Genomic DNA, 23,467 nt, shown 5'->3' on the forward strand with positions numbered 1-23,467 from the left:
GTTCGCACCAGTGGCGACCTGCGCATGGACGCGAAAGTGGCGCTGGACGGCCAGGGCAACGGCCCGCTCCGCCTGCTGCTGCAGGCGGGCGCCGATCTGGGCACGGACGTGTCGGGTGGCGCAGGGAACCTGACGCTCAATTCCACCGTGAACGCCGTGGGCGCGTCGATGAGCCTGCTGGCGCAGGGCTCGGTGGTGCAGCGTGCCACGGCCACGGTGAGCAACCGCGGCGGCAGCATCGACATCGAGGCCATGACCGGCCAACTGGAACAGCGCCCGGGTGCGCTGATCACCACAGACGCTTCGCTGGGTGGCTCGGTGCGCCTGGCCGCGGCGGGCGACATCCTCCTGGGCCGTGTGGTGGCGGGCAGTGGCGACATCGCCCTGGTCTCGGCCACGGGCGACATCGTCGGCGGCACCCCAGGTGTGCTGGCGCTGGAAGGCGGCGCCCTGCTGGTGAAGGCCGCAGGCAATGTGGGCAGCCTCGGTCGTGCCGGGCAGCCGCTGGAGATCGGCGTGGCCCGGGTGGCCGCGCAAGCGGGTGGCGAGCTGGCGCTGCGTGCGGCGCAGGCGATTCGCATCGACGCGGTCGCGGTGGCGCTCTCACGCGTGGTGCCCACCGGCACGCAGGCGCTCAGCGACACCGCCACCGGCTTGAACAGCACGGCCGGCGGTGTGGCCCTGGCCACGCTGGCCGGTGATCTGACGCTGGCGGCCGATGTGGTGGTGGCGCTGGATGTGCGCACGCTGGCGGTGGACCCGGCAGCGGGTCAGGCCTCGGGTGTGGCGGGCACGGTGCTGCTGCAATCGGCCGGCGCCCTGCGGATCGAAGGCGATTCGAGGGTGTCCACCCTCGGGGGTGTGATCGACATGGAGGCGCTGGGTGGTGCACTGACCATGGCCAGCGGCACGGTGGTGGACAGCCAGGGCGGAACGGTGCGACTGGCGGCCCTGGACAGCCTGGCGCTGGGCCGGGTGGATGCCGGCTCCGGCATGGTGAGCCTGGTGGCGCAGGGCGGCGCGATCAGCCGGGGGTTGGCCGACATCACCGACATCCGTGCCGGTTCCTTGCGTCTGCAAGCCGGCAGCGCCATCGGCCAGACCGGCGCGGCGCTGCGCACCGATGTGCAGACGCTCAGCGCCCGCAGCGGCGGTGGCGACATCGTGTTGCTCAACCAGGGCGACCTGACCCTGGGTGCGGTGAGCGACCTGGTGCTGTTCCGGTCGTGGGCCGGTTCCGATGCCGTGCAGGTGACCGACCGTGCACAAAGCGGCCTGTTCACCTCGGGCACCGGGGGCGTGCGGGTGGCAACGGTGGACGGCAGCATCACCGTGCGCAGCACGCCGGTGCTCGACGGTGGTTTTGCCATCCGCAGCGGCAGCGGCGGTGTGGCCCTGGTGGCCGGTGGTGCGGGCGACATCGTGCTGGAGGGGCGCATCGATGCGTCGGCCGCAGGCCGGCTGGAACTGAGCGCGGCACAGGGGGTGCTGCGTCAGGCCGCGACGTTGCGGGACCCAGCCTTGCGCGCGGCCGACCTGGTGTTGTCGGCCCGCGAGATCGCGACCGCCCTCACCCTCTCGGTGGACCAGGTGTCGGCCAGCAGTGCGGTGGGCGGCATCACCCTGAGCCAGGCGGCGAATGCGGACGGCAGCCTGCGTGCGCTGACGCTGGTCGACCTGCGGGCCGCCGGTGGCGGCATCGACGTGCGCAACGCGGGCGACCTGGTGGTGCAGACGGTGCAGGCCGCAGCGGGTGCGCAGGTCACGCTGGAAAGCGTTGAAGGCACCATGGACCTCGACGCCGAGGCCATCGAGCCTCTGACCACCTTGTCCCTGTCGCTGCTGGCGGTGGGGTTCATCGGTGGCGGCCGCTTGAGCCAGAACCAGACCAAGCGGGAAGGCGCGGTGTTGCGCGACGGCGATGTCACGATCGACGATGCATTCCTGAGCGGCTTGAGCGGCTTCAACGGGGCGCTGTGGGTGCGCGCCACGGGCACGATCACCGTGGGCGTGACCAGTGGTCACGTGCTGAGCAGCGTGAAGCTGGTGGCCGGTGGCGACATTGCCCTGGGCGCGAGCCTGCTCACCAGCGGCACGCTGGACCTCAGTGCCACGGGTGCACTGGTGCATTCGCTGCCCGCGGGGCAGCTGCAGGCCAGCAACATCGTGCTGGCCGCGGGCCAGGGCGTGGGCGCCAGCGGCGCGGCGCTGCAGGTGGTGCTGGACGGCGGGGTGCTCAGCGCCGCGGCCGGTCTGGCCGAAGGCAGCGGCACGGCCGACATTCACATCCATGCCATGGCGGGCGACCTGCGTGTGGGCACCGTGGTGGCCGAGCGCGGCAGTGTTGTGCTGAGCGCCCTGGCCGGCGCCATCGACGGCGCTTCGGACGACGGTTATCCCCATGTCGCCGGCGTCCAGGTCAGCCTGGGTGCGGCCACCGGCATCGGGGCCACCGGCCAGACCGCCGGGCTGCGGGTGCAGACCGGCAGCCTGAGCGTCTCGGTGCAGGCGGGCAATGCCCGCATGACCGTGGCCGGGGATGTGGACGTGCTGGCGCTCGACCTGCTGGGTGCGGACGAGCTGCGGCTGAATGCGTCCGGCAGCATGCGCCTGGTGGGCGCTGTGCAGGCGGTGGACGGTTCGGTTCACCTGAGCGCCGCCGGCAACTGGGCCCAGCTGAACGGGTCAAGCCTGACGGCGGCCTCGGTGAGCTTGAACGCGCAGGGGGGCTCCCTGTCGCAGGCTCAAGGCGCACAAATCACGGCAACCGGTCCGGTGGACCTGAGTGCGGCGGGCGACGTGGTGCTGGCCTCGGTGGCCAGCACCGGCACGCTGGGCGTGACGTCGCGCCTGGGCGCCTTGCTCGATGCCGATGCGGCGGGAGCCGACGACCTGGATCTGCAGGCTCTGCACATCGCGCTGAACGTGGCCGATGCGGTGGGCCGCGCGGGCCGCGTGCTGGACGTGGCGGCCACCACGCTGCAGGCGCAGGCCGGCCAGGGTGGCATTCACCTGGCATCGACGGCTTCGCTTCGCCTGGTGGGCGCGGGCCTGCAGGCAGCCGGGGGCGATATTCGTGTGTCGACCACCGGTCAGGTGATCGAATTTGAAGGTGCGTCCCAGACCGGCGCCATGCCTGGCGGCGCGGTCACCGGCGACGGTGAGATCCATCTGGCGGCGGCCGATCGGGTGATCCTCAACGGCGAGGCGCGCCTGCTGGCGGGTGCCGGCCTGGTGCGCATCGCCGCGGCCAACGGCCTGGAGGCGCGGGCCGGCTTTGCCTTCGGTGGCACGCCGGGCCTGTTGCAGGTGCTGGGCAACCAGACGCTGCTGGCCGGCCAGACCTACACCTTCCGCCTCGGCGGGGTCGCACCGGCTGCGGTCGATGCCGAGACCGGCCGCATCGTCGGCCAGTTCGACCGCATGGAAGTGACCGGCCAGCTGACGCTGAGCGGCCGGCTGGCGCTGCACAACGAGGATGGCTTCACACCCGTGCTCGGTGAGGCGTTCCAGCTGTTGCAGGCCACGTCGATCCTGGGTCGGTTCAACGACGCCAGCGGCCTGTTTGGTCACGACGACGGGAGCAGCTTCCTGCGGGTCGATGCGGTGGACGGCGAAACCGCCCAGACCGGTCTGCGCCTGGTGGTGGCGCAGCGCCCGGTGGCCGAACTCGGCTTGCTGGGTGCGACCCAGGCCGACAACGACGCCATTGGTCTGTTCCTCAACCCCGATCACTTCGGTTTTGAGCGCCGCTACGAGGCCGATGTGCGCCTGCGGGTGTCGGACTTCTTCCACCTGGCCGGGCGGCTGCAGCTGGAGAACGGTCTGAGCGAGGTATCGCTCAGCGACGGCTCGCTGGCCAAGACCCTGGCCTGGCGCCTGGGAGGCACGGGTCTGTCTGCCTTCGCGGGCCTCAACGGCCCGCAGTTCACCGGCGCCGATGCCAACAACGACGGCGTGCCGGACGACCTCAACCCGCTGGCCACCGGCTTTGCGCTGACGGGTGTGGATGTGGGCGTGAGCTTCCACCGAGAGCAGGGCAGCGATCGCAGCTGGCTGGGCCTGAAGGCCGGCGCCGAGCAGGGCACGCCGCTGGGTCTGGACATCGCAGGTGTGCAGGCACAGGCCTCGAACCTGTCGGTGGCCATCAACCTGGGCAGCGACGGCACGGTGATCGACTTCGCTCCCGCCCCGGCGGCGGTGCGGCTGGTGGCGGTCGGCGACCAGACGATGGCCATTGACTTCCTGGGAGCCAACGGCACCCAGCTGGTGCTGGCCGGTGACTTCCAGCTGGCCGTGGGGGGCTTCTTCCACGTGGCCGGCTCCATGGGCTTTCGCACCGCCGACGAGCAGGTGGTGCTGGCCGACGGCAGCAGCGTGAAAACCCGGGTGCTGACGGTGGGCGGCACCGGCCTGGAGGCCTTTGCCGGTGTCGGCGGGCCTTACAAGCAGGGCACGCAGGTGGTCAACCCTGACGCGATCGGCCTGAGCCTGAGCGGGGTCGAGTTTGGCCTGGCCTTGCTCTCGGCCCAGCCCGGGCAGCCGGCGGCAGCAGGTCTGAACTGGACCGCGCTGCAGGCGTCGGCCGCCGAGGTGACGGTGGTGGGCATACCCGATGTGGAGATCGCGGTGCGCAACATCGGCGTGGCGATCAACCTGGTGTCGGGCGTGCCGGCCGGTTTTGATGCCGACCGCAAGGTGATCGACTTTGCGGCCCGCAACCTGTCGGTGGTGACCGGCACCGGGCGCAGCCTGGCGCTGTCGATGGACGGCGCACAGGGCCAGCTGGTGCGGGCCACGGGCGACGTGACCCTGTCGGTGAGCGAATTTTTCCATGTGGAGGGTTCGCTGGGCTTCGAGAAGTCCTCGACCACCGTGACGCTGGCCGATGGCAGCGAGGTCGAGACCGAGGTCTTGACGGTGGGCGGTACCGGCCTGGATGCCTTTGTGGGCATCGGCGGCCCCTACCTGCTGGAGGACGGCAGCGTCAACCCGCAAGCACGCGGCTTTGGTGTGCGCGAGGTCGAGTTCGGCCTGGCCCTGCTCAGTGCCAAGCCGGGCCAGAAAGACGCGGCTTCGGCTTCGCTGGACGGCCTGAGCTGGACCGCCCTGCAGGCCAGCGTGGGTGCGATCGACCTGCTGGTGGGCTTGCCCGCCGACCTGGTGCTCAAACCCACCGACCTTTCGGTGACGATCAACCAGGTCAACGGCAGCGACGACGAGCGCAAAGTCATCGACTTTGCAGCCATGCCCTTGCAAGTGGTCACCGGCACGGGCAAGTCGCTGCTGCTGGGCGTCGACGGCCAACTGGGTGAGGTGGTGCGGGCTGCCGGCCAGTTCGAGATCTCGGTGGGCGGTTTTGTCCACCTCAATGGCAGCGTGGCGATTGAGAAATCGCGCCAGACGCTGACCCTGGCCAACGACGCCACCATGGTGGCCGACGTGCTCACCTTCGGGGGCACCGGCCTGGACGCGTTTGTGGGTATCAACGGCCCTTACCGCAGCGGTGCGGACGCCAATCGCGACGGCCTGCCCGACGAGACCAGCGCCAGCGCGCTCGGGCTGACGATGTCGGACGCGGAGTTTGGCCTCGCACTGGCCTGGTCGCGCGAGGCCTCGGGCCCGGCGGCGGGCCTGCAATGGACCACGCTGGAAGCCAGCGCGGGTGAGGTGGCTTTGGTCGGTGTGCCGTCGGTGACGGCATCGGCGAGCCGGATCGAGGTGGCGGTGAACCTGGTGGCCGGCGTGGCCGCCGGCCAGGACGCCGATGCCTGGGTGCTCGATTTTTCCGCGGGAGCGAGCTCGCTCAAGGTGGCCACCGGCAGCCAGTCCGCTCGCCAGCTCGGCGTGGACGGCAGCGTGGGCGAGTTGCTGCGCGCCTCGGGCGACTTTGAGCTCGGTGTGGCCGGGTTCTTCAACGTCGGCGGCTCGATGGGCTTCGAGAAGTCCAGCCGCAGCGTGACGCTGGCCGATGCCACGGTGGTCGAGACCGATTACCTGTCGTTTGGCGGCACCGGTCTGAACGCGTTTGCCGGCCTCAACGGCCCGTACCGCAACGCAGCGGGCGCCATCAACAGCGCAGCCCTGGGCTTCGTGCTGGAAGAGGTGGAGTTTGGTCTGGCCCTGTTCGCGGCCAAGTCTGGCCAGCCGGGGCTTGAGGGTGTGACCTGGACGGCGCTCGAAGCGAGCGCAGGCAAGGTCGCCTTTGTGGGCGTCGATGGCCTGACCCTGCAGGCAGAGAACCTGAACGTGGCGATCAACCTGGTCAACGGACTGGGCGCGGGCGCCGTGCGGGCCGATCGGGTGATTGACTTCAAGAACGCCGGCACCGCGATCAGCGTGGTCACCGGCCCCGGCAGCAGCCTCGGCTTGGCCATGGACGGAAAGCTCGGCGAGCTGATCCGGGTCTCGGGCGGGTTCGAGATCAGCGTCGGGGGTTTCTTCCATGTCGGTGGAACGCTCGGCTTCGAGAAGTCCACCCGCGAGGTGGTGCTCGCCGATGGCACCTATGTGACGGTGGACGCCCTGACCGTGGGCGGCAGCAATCTGAACGCGTTTGCTGGGCTGAACGGGCCGTACCGCACGGGCGCAGACGTCGATGGCGACGGCGTGCCCGACGGCGTGAATGAAGACGCCATGGGCTTCACGCTCGGCGGTGTGGACTTCGCCCTGGCGCTGCTGTCGGCCGTGCCTGGCGACAGCCCGGCCGCGCTGGCCAGCGCCCGCTGGCTGGCGCTGCAGGCCAGCGCCGCCGAGGTGGCGGTGGTGGGTCTGGACGGGATCACCCTGGCGGCCTCGGGCATCGTGGTCGACATCAACCTGGTCTCCGGCCTGCAAGCCGGTGAGCAGGCGGCCCAGCGCGTGATCGACTTCCAGCGCAAGAACCTCGGGGTGGTGACCGGAACCGGCACCTCCATGGCGCTGACGCTGGACGGTGCCGCCGGCCCGCTGGTGCGTGCCTCGGGCTCGTTCGAGCTGGGTGTGGCCGACTACCTGCAGGTCTCGGGCTCCCTGGGCTTTGCGAAATCGACCCGTGAACTGAAGCTGGCCGACGGCACGTCCGTCACGGTGGATGCGTTGACGGTGGGCGGCACGGGGCTGAGTGCCTTTGCGGGGGTCAACGGGCCCTACCGCGTCGGTGCCGATGCCAACGGTGACGGCCAGCCGGACGGCATCAACCCCGATGCGGTGGGCTTTGTGCTGGAGGACATGGCTTTTGGCCTGGCCTTGCTGAGCGACCAGGCCGCACCGTCCCGCCAGTGGACTGCGCTCACCGCCGAGGCCGCACGGGCTGCGGTGGTGGGTGTCGATGGCATCACGCTGTCGGTGACCTCGCTCGCTGTGGAAATCAACCAGGCTGCCAGCGACGGCAGTGTGCTGGACTTCAAGACCACGCCGCTGGTGATCGGCACCGGCAACACCAGCAGCATCCACCTGGCGCTGGACGGCAGCGTCGGGCCGGTGGTGCGTGTGGTGGGCGATGTGGAGATCGCAGTCGGAGACACGCTGCGCCTGAATGGGCGCATGGGCTTCGAGCAGGGCCGGCAGGACCTCATGCTCAGCGACGGCAGCACGGTGCAGGCCACGGTGCTGCGCGTGAGCGGTGCGGGCGTGGACGGCTTTGCCGGTTCCGGCAGCGGACTGGGCTTTGCGATCGAGAATCTGAACGTCGGCCTGGTGCTGGCCACGGGCCAGGTGGGCGCAGAGACACGCAGCTGGCTCAGCCTGGACGGCAGCGCCGCTGCGCTGGGAGTGGTGGGCGCCGAGTCGTTTGGCCTGGTGGCCCAGGGCACCGATGTGCGGTTGCGGTTGAACCAGGTGTATGGCATCACGTCCGGCGTCGACGAGCAGGGCGGGTCAAGCGGTGTGGTCATCTCCCCACTGAGTGATGCCGCCACCCTGGACTGGACGGCCCAGGTTCAGCGCTTTGGCAGCCCGGCAACGCCGGTGGCCACCCTGGATTTCAAGGGACAGCTGTTCGAAGCAGCAGGCACGTTCAACCTGGGGGTCGGCGATGCGCTGACCGCTTCCGGCACGGTGCTGTTGCGCCAGGCCGAGCGCAGCATCACCGTGGGCCAAGAGACCGTGGTGGTCAACACCCTGGTGGCCGCTGCAAGCGATCTTGAAGCCTTGCTGGATGCCGGCGTGGCCGGTGGCAGCGGTGCGGCGATTGCCTTGAGTGGTGTCGAGCTCGGCTTTGCCCTGTACACCGAGGCCAGGCCGGCAGCGGGTCAAACCGCGCGCAGCTGGTCTGCGATGGACGCCAAGGCGGCCAGCGTGGGGGTCGAGGTCGACTTCGGTCTGGCCGATGTGGCCGGTCTGAACTTCTCGGCCACGCGCATTGGCCTGCAGTTCAACCAGGCCGCCGGTGGTGTGTCGGGCACGACCACCCCGGTCTATGACTGGGCAAAGGACCCGCTGACCCTGGCGCTGGACGCCAACACCTCGCTGGCGCTGAACTTTGCGGCCAGCCGGGGTGCGTTCTTCTCGCTGGGCGCCGATGTGGCGATCACGGTGGGCGACTACCTGAGCATCGAGGGCCGGGTCGGCATCGGCAGCGCCTCTGACCAGCGGGTGGTGATGAGCAACGGCATATCCGAACTGATGACGTCCGTCACCACCTTCACCGCCGACAGCCTGACGATGCGCGCCGGATACGGCGGCGTGGCGCTGGTGGTCGAAGGTGCCAGCCTGTCCATGGTGATTGGCCAGAGCACGGTCGGCCAGAGCTATGTGGCCTTGCAGGCCGGTGCACAAGCCGTGAGCCTGCAGGGTGTTCCCGGCCTGACGGTCAAGGCCGGTGGCCTGTCCGTGAGCCTGAACACCGCCGACAGCGCCGGTGTGGCCATCGACTTCACCCAGACGCCTGCCACCAGCACCGGTGGCGTGAAGCTGGGCCACAGCGGCGAGCTGCTGAGTATCGGGGGCGACCTGACGCTGGCGCTGGCCGACCTGTTCGAGATCCAGGGCAGCTTCGGCTTCACGCTCGAAGGCGGTGAGATGCTGGTGGGTGGCACCGCGTTGCAGCTCACGGTGGAGCTGGGCGGCAAGACGGTGTCTGTTTACGACGGCGAGGTCGGTCTGGTGGTCACAGCCAACGGCGGCTGGGCGCTGAACGCCTCCGGTCGCACCGTGGTGCCGCTGCTTGAAGGGGTGGACCTGATTGCCGGCCTGGCCATTCGCATCAACCAGAGTGGCCAGTCCATCAACCGCAGTGTGCTGGCGGGCAGTGAAACCGTGGTGGTTCAGTTCGCCAACGCTGCCGATGTGGTGGACTTGCAGCTCAGCGACGGTATTGACGTCTCCATCGGGGGTGTGCTGGAAAGTGCCCTGATGGGTCTTGCAGCGCCGCTGAGCGAGTTGAAGCTGGGTCTGGAAGCGGCCGCACCGTTGCCTTTCATCGACCTGCGCCTCGACGAACTGGTGGGCATCTCGCGCCTGCTGGGTGTGGGCGACTACATCCAGGCCTATCTGGATCCCACAACCTACCCGCTGCTGCCCGCGCCGGCGCTGGCCGGCGGTTTGAAGACCTTGCGCGGTCTGGACGCCTACCTGAAAGCCAACTGGGCGCCGCAGCTGCTGGACGAAGTGTCCAACGAGGCCGGGGAAGGCCTGTTCTTTGTCTTCGACACCCAGGGCCTGCAGCTGGGCTTCAAGGGAGCGCTGGCGTCGGTGCTGGAGCTCCCTGTCGATTTCTCCGCCGGCTTCGAGGCCATCGGCCTGACGCTGGACGGCTCGGTGGCGCTCACGGCGGCCGTGTCTGCAGCGGTTGATCTGGAGTTCAAGGTCGACTGGACCGATGGTCTGAAAGCCAGCTTCGCGCTCAACGAACTGAGTTTTGGCGCCGAGTTGGCAGCCAACGACATCGTCTTTGCTGCCTTGCTCGGTCCGCTGGGTGTGAGCATCGGCAGCAACGAGCTTGGGGCCGAAAAAGGCAGCTTCTCGGCTGTCCTGGGCGGCACGGCCAGTCTGGTCAACGGGGCATTCAACTTCGCGCTCACCCAGAACAACGTCCAGCTTGACCTGCCGGTGTACGCCTCGGTGGCCGGTGTCGAGCTCGGTTCGCTGGATCCGGCCAAGGCCGCCCGCCTCACGGTGGACGGCAGCCTGTTCGGTGGACCGCCGCTTGAATTTGCCGCGGTCAATTTTGACCAGTTCCTGAGTTTTGGCAGTGTCTCGATCGAACGTCTGATCCTGGCGCTTCCCGAGTTGCTCGACTACCTGCAGACGGTCGACACCGCCGCCCTGGTGGGCGACTTGCCCTTCATCAAGGACGCACTGGACCAGGTGCTGGATCTGGCGGACCTGTTTGACCGCGAGGTGATCGGCAAGATCAACTTCAACCGCCCGGTCACCGTGCTGGCTTCGGGCCTGGCCGATGTGACCGAGGGCTCCACCGTCCTGCGTGCCACGGATGGCACCGTCTTCACCGCCGACATGGTGGGCAAGCTGGTGCGCATTGACGGCAGTCCGCGCACCGTGAGCATCACCGAGGTCAGTGCGTCCGGCGATTCGCTGGTGCTCTCCAGCGTCTTTGGCGTCACCACCACCGTCCTTCCTTACCAGGTCGAGGCCCCGGTGCAGCGCATCCAGACGGTGCAGGAATTCGTCGCAGCGCTCAACGCCTCGGGCGTGCTGGGGGCCGGGCAACTGGCGTCCTGGAACCCGGTCACGGGAGACCTGCGTCTGCCCATCGTGTTCAAGGAAAAGCTGGTCGGCATCGACACACCGATCGATCTGGGCTTCAACTTCGGCAGTGCCCTGGCGCTGTCCACATCAGCGCGCGGGACCTTCGATCTCGATCTGAGCGCCGGTGTGGACCTGATCCTCAACCTGGGCCCGACTGGCGTGGCGTTTGCGATCGACCAGCTGCGTCTGGCTGGCGATGTGACGCTCACGGTGGTCGACCTCGAAGTCGCCGTTGCCCTGGGCTTCCTGGGCATGACCGCAGGTGGCGCAGGCAGCGGCTCGGGTGTGGGCCTGAGCGCCGGTATCGAGCTGGTGCTGGACCGCGATCGCGATCCGGCCACCACCGACAGCGCGCGCTACAGCTTCGGGGACCTGCTCACCGGCTCCTTCCTGGGTGACTTCAAATTCGGTGCAAGCGGCGAAGCCTATGCACGCATCAAGGGCCTGAGCGTCAGCGGTGGTGTCATCGACATTGCGATCGCGCCAGACCTCGAGCTGGGCATCTATGTGCAGAACCTGCTGGACTTCTCGTCCTTCCAGGTCGTGACCGACCCCGCGTTTGACCTGGATGCCTGGCAGCGGGCCAACCCCACCGGCGTGAACGACGTCATCGCGGTGCTGCCCGATCTGGGCCGGGCGTTTGACGTCAGCAACCTGGGCTATGCGGTCATCGTCGAAGGCCTGCGCTCGGGCATCGAGGTGGTGACCAATGTGCTGGGCCAGCAGGCCTTCTACACCCAGGCGCTGCCCATCATCGACCGTTCGCTGAGCGAGTTGCTCGACTTCACCGACACCTTCCTCGCCGGCATCCAGGCCGCGGGTTCCACCCCGACGGCCTTGTTCCAGCAGGTTGAACTCACGATCGAGGCGGCACTCGGCATCCGCGACCCGGATCTCTTCCGGCTCGCGGTCAACGCCGACAAGGGCGTGCTCGAGATGAGCCTGAACCTGGGCGCGGCCTACGCGTCGAGCTTCAACGTCAACCTCGACGTGGACAGCCTGCTGGCGCTGGCCGGCTTGCCGTCGGACGGCAAGCTGGGCAATCTGGTCAACATCAACGGGGGTGCCCGCATCGACCTGGAAGCCTTTGCCAACCTGGTGCTGGCGGTGGAAATCGCACTGCCGGGCCGGGACACCAAAGACAAGCCACCGGTGATCGCTATCGGCGAGGCCACCAGGCTGGAGGTCGGCGCGCGTTTCGTGGGCGAAGATCTGGCCCTCAAGTTCGGCATTGGTGCCTTGGCTGTGGGCGTGGTGGATGGCCACATCGTGTTCGATGCCGATGGCCAGCTCGATGCGCAGGGCGAAACCCCCGAGGCCGCCCGTCTGGTGCTGGGCTACAAGCAGGGCGACGTCACGGTCGACCTGATCGGCGGTTTCTCGATGGACCTGCCGATGGCGGTGATGCTGGGCGCGCTCCAGCTGCCGCTGGGCAGCATGAGCTTGCAGACCAACCCGGTGTACGAAGGTGATGGTCTTCGCCAGCTCTTCCTGCATCTGGCCAACGACCCCACCAAAGGCGCGGACTCGCCCATCCTGTTCGAGTTGCCCGACATCGTCGGCGTGGTTGAAGACGCGGCCGCCGGTGCCGGCAATGTGTTGCTCAACCTCATCAACGATCCGTCGCCGCTGCTCGACGGCATCGACATGGGTCTGGGCGTGGTTCAAGACCTGTTCGAAAGCAGTCTGGCCAGCGACATTCCGCTGATTGGCGGCAAGCTGGTGCAGGCCGGCGGCATGATCGGCGATCTGCGCAGCGGCCTGCTGCTGGATCTGCGCGAAAGCCTGCGCGGCGAAGGCAAGTTGCTGGAAGTGGTGCAGGGAACGCTGTACCAGACCTTCACCTCACTGCAGATGCTGCAGGACACCAATGGCGATGGTGTGGTCGGCATCGACGACGTCGATGTGGGCCTGTACGACGCCAATGGCGTGCGCATCACCGAGTGGAAGCTGGGCATGGAGTTGCCCGACCACGCCGACGCCTTGCAGGTCAATGCCCAGCTGGGTGGACGCCTGATTGGCGGCGGCATCGACATCCCGATCGATTTCGACATTCCCGGCATCAACCTCAACATCGATGGCGGCTTTGCGCTGGCTGTGGACTGGTCGTTCGATTTCGGCTTCGGCCTGTCCGCCAAGGACGGCTTCTACCTGAGCAGCAACGCCGACGGCACGCCGGAGTTCGCCTTCGATGTGGGTCTGTACCTGGACGGCGCGCCGCTGGACCCCGATGTCACCACGCCGTTTGCCGGCGATGGGCAATTCCTGTTCTTCAAGGCCGAGGTCGAGGACCAGGACACCGATGCGCTCAAGGCCGGCTTTCAGCCCAGCGGGCTGGCGGGTGGCCTGTACATCGGGCTCAACGGCAACAGCGCCAACCGCCTCACCCTGGGCGGCATCCTGGGCAACCCGACGCAGGCCTTCGACCTTGACTTTGGTCTGCAGGCCAATGTGCGTCTGGCCACCACGCTGTCGATTGCGGGGGCGAGCATCCTGCCGAAACTCAAGGCCGACATCGTCTTTGACTGGAACTGGCGTCTGGGCGACAACTTCGCGGCACCCTCGCTCAACGTCGAGTACCTGCGGATGGATCTGAACTCCTTCGTGCTGGACTTCCTGGCCCCGGTGGCCCAGAAGGTGGCCGACATGCTGGAGCCGATTCGCCCGATTCTCGATGCCTTGTACACCCCCATCGATGGCCTCGATGTGTTGTTGTCCGATCCCACCCTCAAGGGCGTGATCGACCTGCTGGTCGATGTCATCAACGACATCAATGCCCCCAGGGTTCCGAAAATTCCAACCATCGACTGGTCTTTCGTGGACGCTGCGCGCACCATGCTGGCCTTGCCGGCCATGCTGGACGGCATTGCCAAGAACGGCGGCGAACTGCTGCTGGGCAGCATCTACGGCATTGGCAGCCAGAACGTGTCGTTCGAGACCGGCAACCTGCTGGACATGGTCGGACTGGGCAGCGGTGTGAGCAGCACGCCCAGCAGCGAGTTTGCGGCCCTGATCCAGGAAGTCGAGAACGGGTCCACAGGCGGGAGCAGCAGCATGTCGGCCCGCTCCGGCTTCCGCATGTGGGAATACGTCAGCGACATCGCCAACTGGGCCAAGATCCTGAGCGGTGGTGACGCCACCCTGTTCACTTACGAGATGCCGCTGTTGCAGTTCGGCTTCCGCTTTGATGCGGTCATCGCGAGCATTCCCCTGCTGCCGCTGGTGGGCATTCCCAGCCCGATTCCGGTGCTGGAAATTGGCGCCTTCGGGGGCGTCGCGGCAAAGGTCGATCTCGCGTTCGGCTTTGATACCTTCGGCATCCGCAAGGCCTTCGAGACGGGCAACGTCCTGCAGGTGGTCGACGGCTTCTTCATCAGCGATGTCAGCCTGCCTGACTTTGTCGGCGGCAAGTTTGTGCCGGGTACCGGTGGTATCGACAAGAACGAGGTCACGCTGAATTTCGACATCGGCCTGTCGGCCGGTCTGGGCTTCGGTGTCCTGACCCTGGGCCTGAAGGGTTCCATCGAAGTGGTGGTGGGGATCGACCTCAACGACCCGTCCACCAACACCGTGGTGCGTGACGGCGACGGACAGGTCATTGACGTCATCAACAAGGCGGACGGCAAGGTGCGGGGCTCCGAGGTCATCTCGATGTTGACCTACCAGGAGCCGGGTCAGATTCCGCTGGGAGCGTTGAACCTGTTCAACTTCTCGGCCGACCTGTTCGTGCGGGCCAGCGCCTTCGCCAAGATCGGCATCGGCATCTTTTCCAAGACCTTCCAGGTCGATCTGTTCAAGGTGCAGTTGCTCGATCTGGATTACCGCTCGCCGAACCCCGAGCCCGTGCTGGGTCGGGTGGAGGGCGGCACGCTGTACCTGAACGCGGGTGCCTCCGCTGGCGAGCGGCGTTTCATCGACACCGCCGACCTGGCCGAGCGCTTCGTGCTCAGCGGCAAGGACGGTATCGTCGATGTCGAGTTCAACGGCATGTACCACCAGCGCTACAGAGGCGTCACCCAGGTCGTGATCGAAATGGGTCAGGGCAATGACCAGCTCGACGCGAGCAACCTGTACACCGCCACGGTGTTTGCAGACGGTGGTGACGGCGACGACACCATCCTGCTGGGTCATGCGGGTGGCCTTGCGGTCAGCCGCTCGGGCAACAACGTCATGACCGCCAGGGCCGGCAGCACCGCCAAGGTGGTGCTGATCGGCGGCTCGGGCAACGATCGCCTGACCGGTGCCGAGGGCGGCGACGTGCTGGTTTCCGGCGCGGGAGAGAACCAGTTGAGCGGCGCGGGAGGTGTCGACAGGTTCTACGCCGGCAGTGACATGAACCGTCTGGTGGGAGGACTCGGCGACGACGCCTATGTGTTCCTCGACGGCATGGGCGCCAACCGAATCGTCGACAACCAGGGACTCAATGTCTTCGAGTTCTCGGGCACGCTGCCCGAGGTCCCGTTGTTCCCGTCGCAGCTGCAGGGCGCCTTTGTCAACAACGGCATCCTTGCCCCCGGCAATTCGCCGGGCTTGCTGGAAGTGACGACCTTCGTGCAGGCCAGCAACGCCAGGCTCGTGATCGAACTCGGCGGCACCGAGCCGGGATGGACAGAGACCAGCCACGACCAGGTCCAGGTGGCCGGCGAGGCCCGCCTGGCTGGTGTGCTGGACGTGGTCCTGTACAACGGCTTTGCTCCGCAAGCGGGGGACGAATTCGTCATCATGACCTTCGACACCGTCAGTGGCGGCTTCAGCCAGGTCAACGGGCTGGCGATCGACGACGAGCTGGTGTTGGTTCTCCAACAGGGCGAGAAGGACTTGCGCCTGGTGGCCACGCTGCGCAGCGAGGTGCAGCCCGTCAACCCCGGGGTGTCGGCGTACTACAACGCCACCAACTTCGAGATCTTCAACCCGGGTGGCAACAACCTGCGGGTGGCCGCGGACAACCTGGGCGTGGTCACGCTCAGCGAAGGTGACGACTTGTTCACCCTGGCTCGCCTGGGGATCAAGCCGGTGCTCGTGGACCGCACCGGCGGCGATGATGTGTATGTCCTGAATCTGGGCAACACCCTGGGCACGACCCAGCGCCTGCTTTCGATCCAGGACGCTGCCGGCAGCGGCCAGGATGAATTGCGGCTGAATTTCAAGGCACTGTCCCTGTCGACCACCGGCAACCGGATTGCGCTGGGCAATGGCAGCGTGATCAGCGGCGTCGAACGGGTGGACTTCGAGACCGGACTGGGTGCCATCCGCCTGGTCGGCGACGACATCACCGTCACGCCACCGCAAGGGCAGGACTTCATCGATCTGGGCCAGACCGGCCTGATCGTGGTGGCCGATCGTGTCACCTTCACCACCGCCGTGACGGCGTCGTTCATCCACTTCGACGTCACCCAGCGAATCAGCCTCAACGGTGAGCTCAAGGCCGTCAATGGCGTGAGCTTTGCCTCGGCAACGCCCAACGTCGATGTGACGGTACCCACGGGCGCCGGTGCCGACGTGATCACCAACCTGTTCGACGTGAGCAACGCCGCCCAGTTGAGCAATGCGCTGGAGGAACTGCGCATTCGACCGGTCGAGAACAACACCGCGATCGTGATCGGGGCTGCAGACGTCACGGGTTACGACGGCAGCCTGTTCCTCGACAGCGAGGAGCTGACCAAGCTGAAGGTGCTGGAACTGATCATCGGCAGCGATGCCAGCAGTGGCACCATCACCATGGGGGTGAGCGATCCCGCCGGCATCCGCTTCGATGTGCCGCTGACCCTGAAGTCACCACAGGCGGGCGGCGCCGTGAACATCAGCGGCGTGGTCTCCGGCGTGGACCTTCATGTGTTCGGCCCCGGCAACACGACCACCTTGATGGATACCGACATCACGATGCAGGGCGACGTGCTGATCGACGACGCCGTGATGGTGCAGGGCGACTCGATCGTTCGCGCCGGCAGCGGCGAGACCGGCGCGGGCTGGATCGACGTGACTGGGCGTCTGGATGCAGACACGGTCGGGAACACGCTGGTGCTGAGCGCCGGTGGCGACCCGGCCGGCCTGCGGAGTCCCAACCAGCGGGACGCGGGTGACATCTACTTCCGCGCCGAGGTGGGCGGGCAGGCGCCGCTGAGCGGCCTGCGCATTGAAGATGCGATCGACGTGGTGTTCGAGCAGAAGGTCACGGTCAACGGCGATCTGGTGATCAATGCCAAAGGCACCGTTCGTTTTGAATCGACTGTTCACATCAACGGCGGCCAGCTGATCATCAACGGGGCCGACGAGGTGGTCTTCGTGGGTGGTGTCGAGTTGACCGGCGGCAGTGCGATCGGCGGGCGCCCCGGGATGGTGCTCGACGACGTGTACCGCGTGCTGTTTGTGGAAGCTGCGGTGCCGGTGCTCGGCCAGCAGGTCTCGGCGGGCGGCAACTTCATGCTCTCCGGTGGTGGGCGTGTCGAAGGCGTGGCCGTTCCTGCCACCAACGGGCAACAACTGGAAGCCCTGCGCCTGTCGGTCACGGGTGCGGTACCGGTGCTGCTGAGTGCGATTGATGCGGATCGGGCGATCGATCTGGGCGGCGTGAGCGTGCATGCGACCGATGTGGGCCGCTTGTCGGTGGTTGATGACGTGGTCGCCCTGGGCGGGCGCGGCATCGACATCGCGCTGCGCTCGTCGACGCTGGATACCAGCGGTGAAATGCGCGTTCTGCGCGGCATGAGCGCAGAGAGCGGCAGCATCACGCTGGAGAGCAGCGGCAGTCTGTTGCTGGTCAACGGGGCCGATGTGACGGCGCAAGCCGGCGATCTGCACCTGTCTGCCGCCACGGTGTTGCGCATGGATGCCGACTCGCGCGTGCAAGCCATGGAGGGCAGCTTGCGTTTGTCTTCGGGCGGCAACATGACCCTGGGCACCCTGGTGGCCAGGAACGATGTCTCGCTGGTCACGGCGGCCGGGTCCATGGCCGTGGCCGCCGGGTCGGGACCGGCGCCCACGGTCACCGCCCAGCGCCTGCGCATCGACGCCGGGGGCCCGGTGGGTTCCGCAGCGGCGCTCCTGGTGCTCGACGTGGACACGCTCAGTGTGCGCACCACGGCCAGCGCGCCGGCCGCCGATGTGTGGCTGCGCTCCGTGGGCTCCGTGCTGCTGGACGCCGTGGCCGTGAGCGTTCAGCGAGCCGACGGTCAAGGTGGCTTCAACACCATCACGGATGCTGCCCTGCCATCGGTATCGGTGGCGGGTGGGCTGCATCTGGTGGTGGCACCAGACCAGAACGCTGCGATCCCGGCACCGGGTGCCGATGTGCGATTTGCCCAGGCGGTCACGGTGGCGCAAGGCGCGGTGATCCAGGCACAGGGCGGTGTGCGCTTCGACGCGTCGTTGCTGGTGAGCGCTGGCGGGTTGCGCATCGAAACGCCGCAGGCCTTGATGGCCGATGTGAGCTTTGGCGGGCCTGCGGAGGTGGCCGGCGATGTGGTGATCCAGGCCCAGGGCGAGGTTTGGTTCCATTCCACGCTGGCCGTGGGTGCCGGTGGCCTGCTCACGGTGGCTGGTGCCAGCGAGTTGCGGTTTGTCGGCGGGATCGACCTGCAGAATGCCGCCGGTTTGCTGTTCCAGGACATCTACCGCGTGGGCTTTGAGCAGGCGGTGGTGCCGGCGCTGGGCGGTGAGTCCGCGGCGGGGGGCAACCTGCTGATCACCGGCGGTGGCCGGATCGAAGGTCGTGCGGTGCTCAGCGCTTCTTCGGCCCTGCAGGCCTTGCGCCTGGAGCTCATGGGTGACGAGCCCGTCACCGTGAGGGCCATCGACGCCTTGCGCGACATCGACCTGGGCGGCATTGGCCTGATCGCCCGCGACATGGGCATCCTCACGGTGCGCGACGGCGTGAGCGCGTTGGGCGAACGAGGGATCCAGATCACCAGCGTGGGCGAGGGCGCCGGGCTGCTGCTGCTGCGCAGCCTGAACAGCCAGGCCGGTGCCATCAGCCTTGAGTCCAGTGGCAACATCGAACTGGCCGACCGGGTGGCGGTGCAGACAAGTGGCGGTGGCACCATCAACATCGATGCCGGCGCGGGCGATGTGGTGATGACCCGGCGCAACCAGATCGTGGCCGCTGACAGCAACCTGCGCATCCGCTCGGGCGGGCCGATTGACGCCGGCCTGTTGTCCGCCAACAAGGTCTGGCTGGTCACCGATGGCACACTAGCCCCGCTGGAGGGCGGAGATTTGTCCGTGACAGCGACCGAACTGCGCCTGGATGTGCAGGGTGCACTGGGCACAGCGGCCAACCCGCTGCATCTGGCGGTGCAGCGCATCAGTATCACCACCCGGGGGCAAGACAGCCACGTGTTCCTGAGCAGCCCGGGACCGATCACCTTGGGCTATGTTGACGCTGCTGTGTACCGCCCCGACGAACAGGTGGGCATCCAGACCATTCGCAGCGAAAGCACATCCGCTATTCAGAGCGCCGGTCACGTTGTGGTGAACGCCAGCGGGAGTATCGTCATCGAGGCGCAGGCCGCCCTGGTGGCTCAGGGCAATCTGCTGCTGAATGCGGCAGGTGTTGGTGCCGATATCGTTCTCGATGCTGCGGTCTCTTCTAGCGGGGGGAACATCAGCATTCATGCGGATGGCGATATCTGGCAGAACAGCGATCTGCTCGCCTGCGGCTTCATGGGCACGTTGGACTTGGTGGCTGATGGCTCCATCATCATGGGGGCAGGCGCCAGCAGCACAGCTCAGGGCGGCGACCTGCGCTATGCTGCGGGTAGCCATATTGCGTTGCAGCGCATCGACGCGGGAACGGGCCATGTTGCCTTGTCAGCCGGCGAAAACGGTTCTATCACCTCTGCGGCTGCAGATGGCACGGTTCATGTCAGCGCCGCGATGCTTTCATTGCAAGCCGGTGTCTCCATCGGCTCGCAGGCCGGCTCGCTGGCTATCCAAATCGGTACGCTGGCCGCGCGGGCGGGTTCTGGGGGCATCTTCCTGAGCACCAGCAGTGGGCTGAACATCGGTGAAGCGAGCAACCGCGTGAACCGGGTTGGCCTGGATGCGCAGACGGTGCAGCTCGATAGCGTCCTGGCGCAGGTTGTAGCTGCCAATGGCGGAGTCGTTGTCCTGCATGCGTTGGGCGACATCCAGTTCGGCGACGTGGATGGCGACGACGTTGACATCACGGCGAGCAGCCTGAGCATCATGGCGGCCAGCGTGGGAGTGGTGGGCAACGCGCTGGACACCGACGTGGACAGCCTGGTGTTGAGCACCAGCGGTGCGGCTTATGTGAACGAAGCCAGCGCACTGACATTGACCAGCGTCAGTGGTTTGTTGAATCTGAGCGCAGGTGGCGACGTGATCGCGCAGAGCGTGCTGGCCACAGACGATGTGTTGATCACCGTGACCGGCACGGGCAACCTGAGCGTGGTCAGTGTGAGCGCCGAGAACAGGGGCGTGACGCTGAATGTGGCGGGTGCGGTGGTGGACGGCGACGTGGATGGCGACGACGTTGACATCACGGCGAGCAGCCTGAGCATCATGGCGGCCAGCGTGGGAGTGGCGGGCAACGCGCTGGACACCGACGTGGACAGCCTGGTGTTGAGCACCAGCGGTGCGGCTTATGTGAACGAAGCCAGCGCACTGGTGCTGGGAAATGTGAGCGCTACTGGCCACATCGGCCTCAACGCCTTTGGTTTTGTGGCCATGGGCGATACCGTACGTATTGAAGCGTTCAGCATCGACCTGACGGCCACAGGACTGGCACTGGGCGAGCTGAAGGCTCGCGGCGAGGTGCGGCTGGATGGCCGAAGCGGCGAAATCCGCAGCCAGCTGCAAGCCGCCCAGACCAACATCACCGCCGACAGCCTGGTCATCACCGGTTATGGCGTGGCCACCGACAGCGCGTCCACCGCATTGCGTGCCCAGGTGGCCCGGGTGCAGCTCAACACGGGTGAAGCCGAAGTGGCGGGCAACCGGTCGCTGCCGGACCGCCAGATGGCCATCGTGCTGCAGAGCGCCAGCCAGGTGCTGCACCAGCAGGTGGTGGTGGACGGTCGCGAGTTCCAGCGTTCCGACAACGGGGCCGGACAGGTGACCTGGTCCATCAAGCCCCTCACCAGCCCGGTGCTGCCCAAGGTGCCGGGTTCGCAGACACCTCTCACGCCAAGTGAGGCGCAGGCCTTGCTGCAGCTCGAGCGCGGTCGGCGAAGCGTGGCGGTGGCCGAACTGGCCAAGCCCGACGCCTTGATCAACATGATGCTGGCGTTGGAGGAGGACAGCGACACCCTGAAAGACGCCTTCTTGCTGGAGGGGTCCATGGGTGACGGTCAAGCGTCCAAAGACACCTTCGACTTTGACCTCTGGGTCGAGGAGCTGGCGCTTTGACATCGACCACCATCTGCGAAACCCCATGAAGAAACTGAACATGAAAAAAGCCGTTCGCACCGTCCCTTGCTTTGTCGACGCTGGCCAGGGGCCGCGCCAGCGCTCCAGCCCCCTCCTGGGGGGGCTGCTGCTGGCCGCCAGCCTGGGTCTTTCTGCCTGCGGGGGGAGTGGCGCGAGCAACCTCTCGGTTTCTGCGCGCGTTGAGGGCCTGCGCGAGGCCGGGCTGGTGCTGTCCCTGACGCCCCAGTCCGCGGCGTTCGCCATTGCCCCCAATGCCAGCAGCCACACCTTCTTCGACGTGGTGCCGAACTTTTCCCATGACATCACGGTGCGCAAACACCCGCTGAACCAGTTGTGCCAGGTGGTCAATGGGCGTGGCACGGCAGGAAGCGCCGCGGCCCAGGGCGCCAGCATCGTGTGCCAGCGGACCTTGCTCAACGACACCGGCAGCGAACTGGCGGACGATGGCGGAGAAGGGCGCGATGCGGTGGTCGCGTCCACCTTGACGAAAGTGGGCTCGGGTGACAAGGGCTTCGACTTCACCCGCCTGTGTGTGAAGGACGCAGGCGGTGCGGTGGAGGTCTGCAAAGGCCCACTCCCCAAATCGACGGCCGATGTCAACGCTGCGGTCAGCGCTGATCCGGGCGGCTGGGTGTGCACGCGCGACAACGTCACCGGCCTCGTCTGGCGTGTTCACGACCCAGCCGGAAACGACGGTTTGTGTGGCATCCCAGCCGGCGAATGGTTTCTTCCGTCCAGCCATGAGCTGGCCAGCGTTCTCGATCTCGGCAGGTTCAACCCCGCTCTTTCACAAGACTACCTGCCGCATTTGGGAAGTGAGAATTACCAGGTGACGATGTCTGGCGGCACGTTCTTTTATCTTCAGGCAGGTGACGGAACAGTTGCGAAGGGTCTTGCTCTCCCGGTCATGGTGGCCCGCTCGAAAGCGCTCACTTCGTCCTTCACGCAGGTCAGCAAGCCAGAGGACCGGTTGTTCGTATCGGGCAGCCTGGAATTGATGTGGCACCTGCCCGCGAGCCCGGCGCAGGCCACGTACGAACAAGCCAGGTCGGACGCCGCCGCTCTCAAGGTGGGCGGCCACAACGATTGGCGTTTGCCCAACCAGAAGGAGCTGATGAGCCTGTTCGATCGCGACCACGGTTGTGTCACCGAGGGCTGTGTGCCTCTGGCGTACCTGCCGCCCGACAGCGCAGCCGGCGAGGCCTTCTGGAGCAGCACGGTGTTTGCTGGCGATGTCATTCCGGCCAACAGCGACAAGAGCCGCTGGCTTCTGGCCCCGGTCGCGGGTGGATTCACCACGGAGTTCAGAAGCCCCTATCTGTCAGGGCGTGCCATCTTTGTGCGCAACCTGTCTGGAGACGAGGTGCCCGGCCCCTGACGACCGGCGCCCACGTGTTGTGTGACGCTCGACTCGGCAGCCGTGTCATGTCCGACAACAGCGTGTCATTTGTCTCATTTGTTTGATTTTGTTGGTCGTATAAATGTCGCAAGTATCATTTTTGCTGGATTATCAGGTTCTATTGGGGGAGCGTTCATGAGGTGATGAGTCTGGAGCTGAGTTGGTGTTTTTGATTATTTGAATTCTTTTGTTTTAGGAAAATACATGTTTGAGAAATTGGTTCCCGTCAACAAAGACCGTCACGCGGGCAAGAAGGTCAAGCAGATCTCTGGTTTCAAGTTTGCTTCCCAGTTCCACATCGCCTCGGTCATGGCGCACGAGTTTGTGCGCGCCTCTGCCATCTACCCGGTGGTCTTTCTGGAAGACAAGGAAAAAGACGAGTTCCGCCCGGTCGCGCTGATGGGCCTGGACGGCGGTGAAAACCTGTTTGTTGACGGCGCCGGCAAATGGCAGGCCTCCTACATTCCCGCCATCATCCGTCGCTACCCCTTTGCATTGGCATCGACCGATCAGGAAGGCCAGTTCACGGTGTGCATCGATGAGGCCAGCGCACTGGTCAACGATGACGAAGGCGCTCCGCTGTTCGACGAACAGGGCGAACCCGCAGAGGCGCTGGAAAACGTGAAGCGTTACCTGGGCGAGCTGCAGCAGATGGACACCTTCACCAAGGCGTTCTGCAAGTACCTGGCCGAGCACAACATGTTCACGCCGCTGAACATGCGGGTGCGACAAGCCGATCAGGTCAAGAACATCACCGGCTGCTACGTGGTGAACGAAGAGCGCCTGAACAATTTGTCCGACGAGCGTTTCCTCGAACTGCGCAAGACCCGCTACCTGCCCGCGCTGTACGCGCACCTGGGCTCGCTGGCCCAGATCGAGCGTTTGATCATGCTCAAGGACGGGCGCACCGGCATCAGCACCGCCGACGCCAGCGAGAGCTGATACGACCGCATCTCAAGGCGCCCAGGGGCGCTTTGCGAAAGGCCGGCACGG

General features: G+C 66.5%; 3 protein-coding genes (1 of these 3 only partly in view). All 3 read left to right on the forward strand.

Features of this window, described 5'->3' with window-relative positions:
- Window positions 1–21,054, forward strand: partial view of an LEPR-XLL domain-containing protein gene (locus QUV35_RS07415; protein ID WP_300872129.1) — the end only. 21,270 nt of this gene lie to the left of the window's left edge; only the last 21,054 of its 42,324 coding nucleotides appear in the window; its start codon lies off the left edge, out of view; its stop codon occupies window positions 21,052–21,054.
- Window positions 21,055–21,079: 25 nt separating this feature from the next.
- Window positions 21,080–22,453 (forward strand): DUF1566 domain-containing protein, encoded by a 1,374-nt coding sequence (locus tag QUV35_RS07420; protein WP_300872131.1) that lies wholly within the window; start codon window positions 21,080–21,082, stop codon window positions 22,451–22,453.
- Window positions 22,454–22,678: 225 nt separating this feature from the next.
- Window positions 22,679–23,416, forward strand: coding sequence for a SapC family protein (locus QUV35_RS07425; RefSeq protein WP_300872133.1), 738 nt, complete (start codon window positions 22,679–22,681; stop codon window positions 23,414–23,416).
- Window positions 23,417–23,467: the final 51 nt, after the last annotated feature.

The sequence above is a fragment of the Hydrogenophaga sp. genome, assembly GCF_030373225.1.
In the GTDB taxonomy this organism is placed as follows: Bacteria; Pseudomonadota; Gammaproteobacteria; order Burkholderiales; family Burkholderiaceae_C; genus Hydrogenophaga.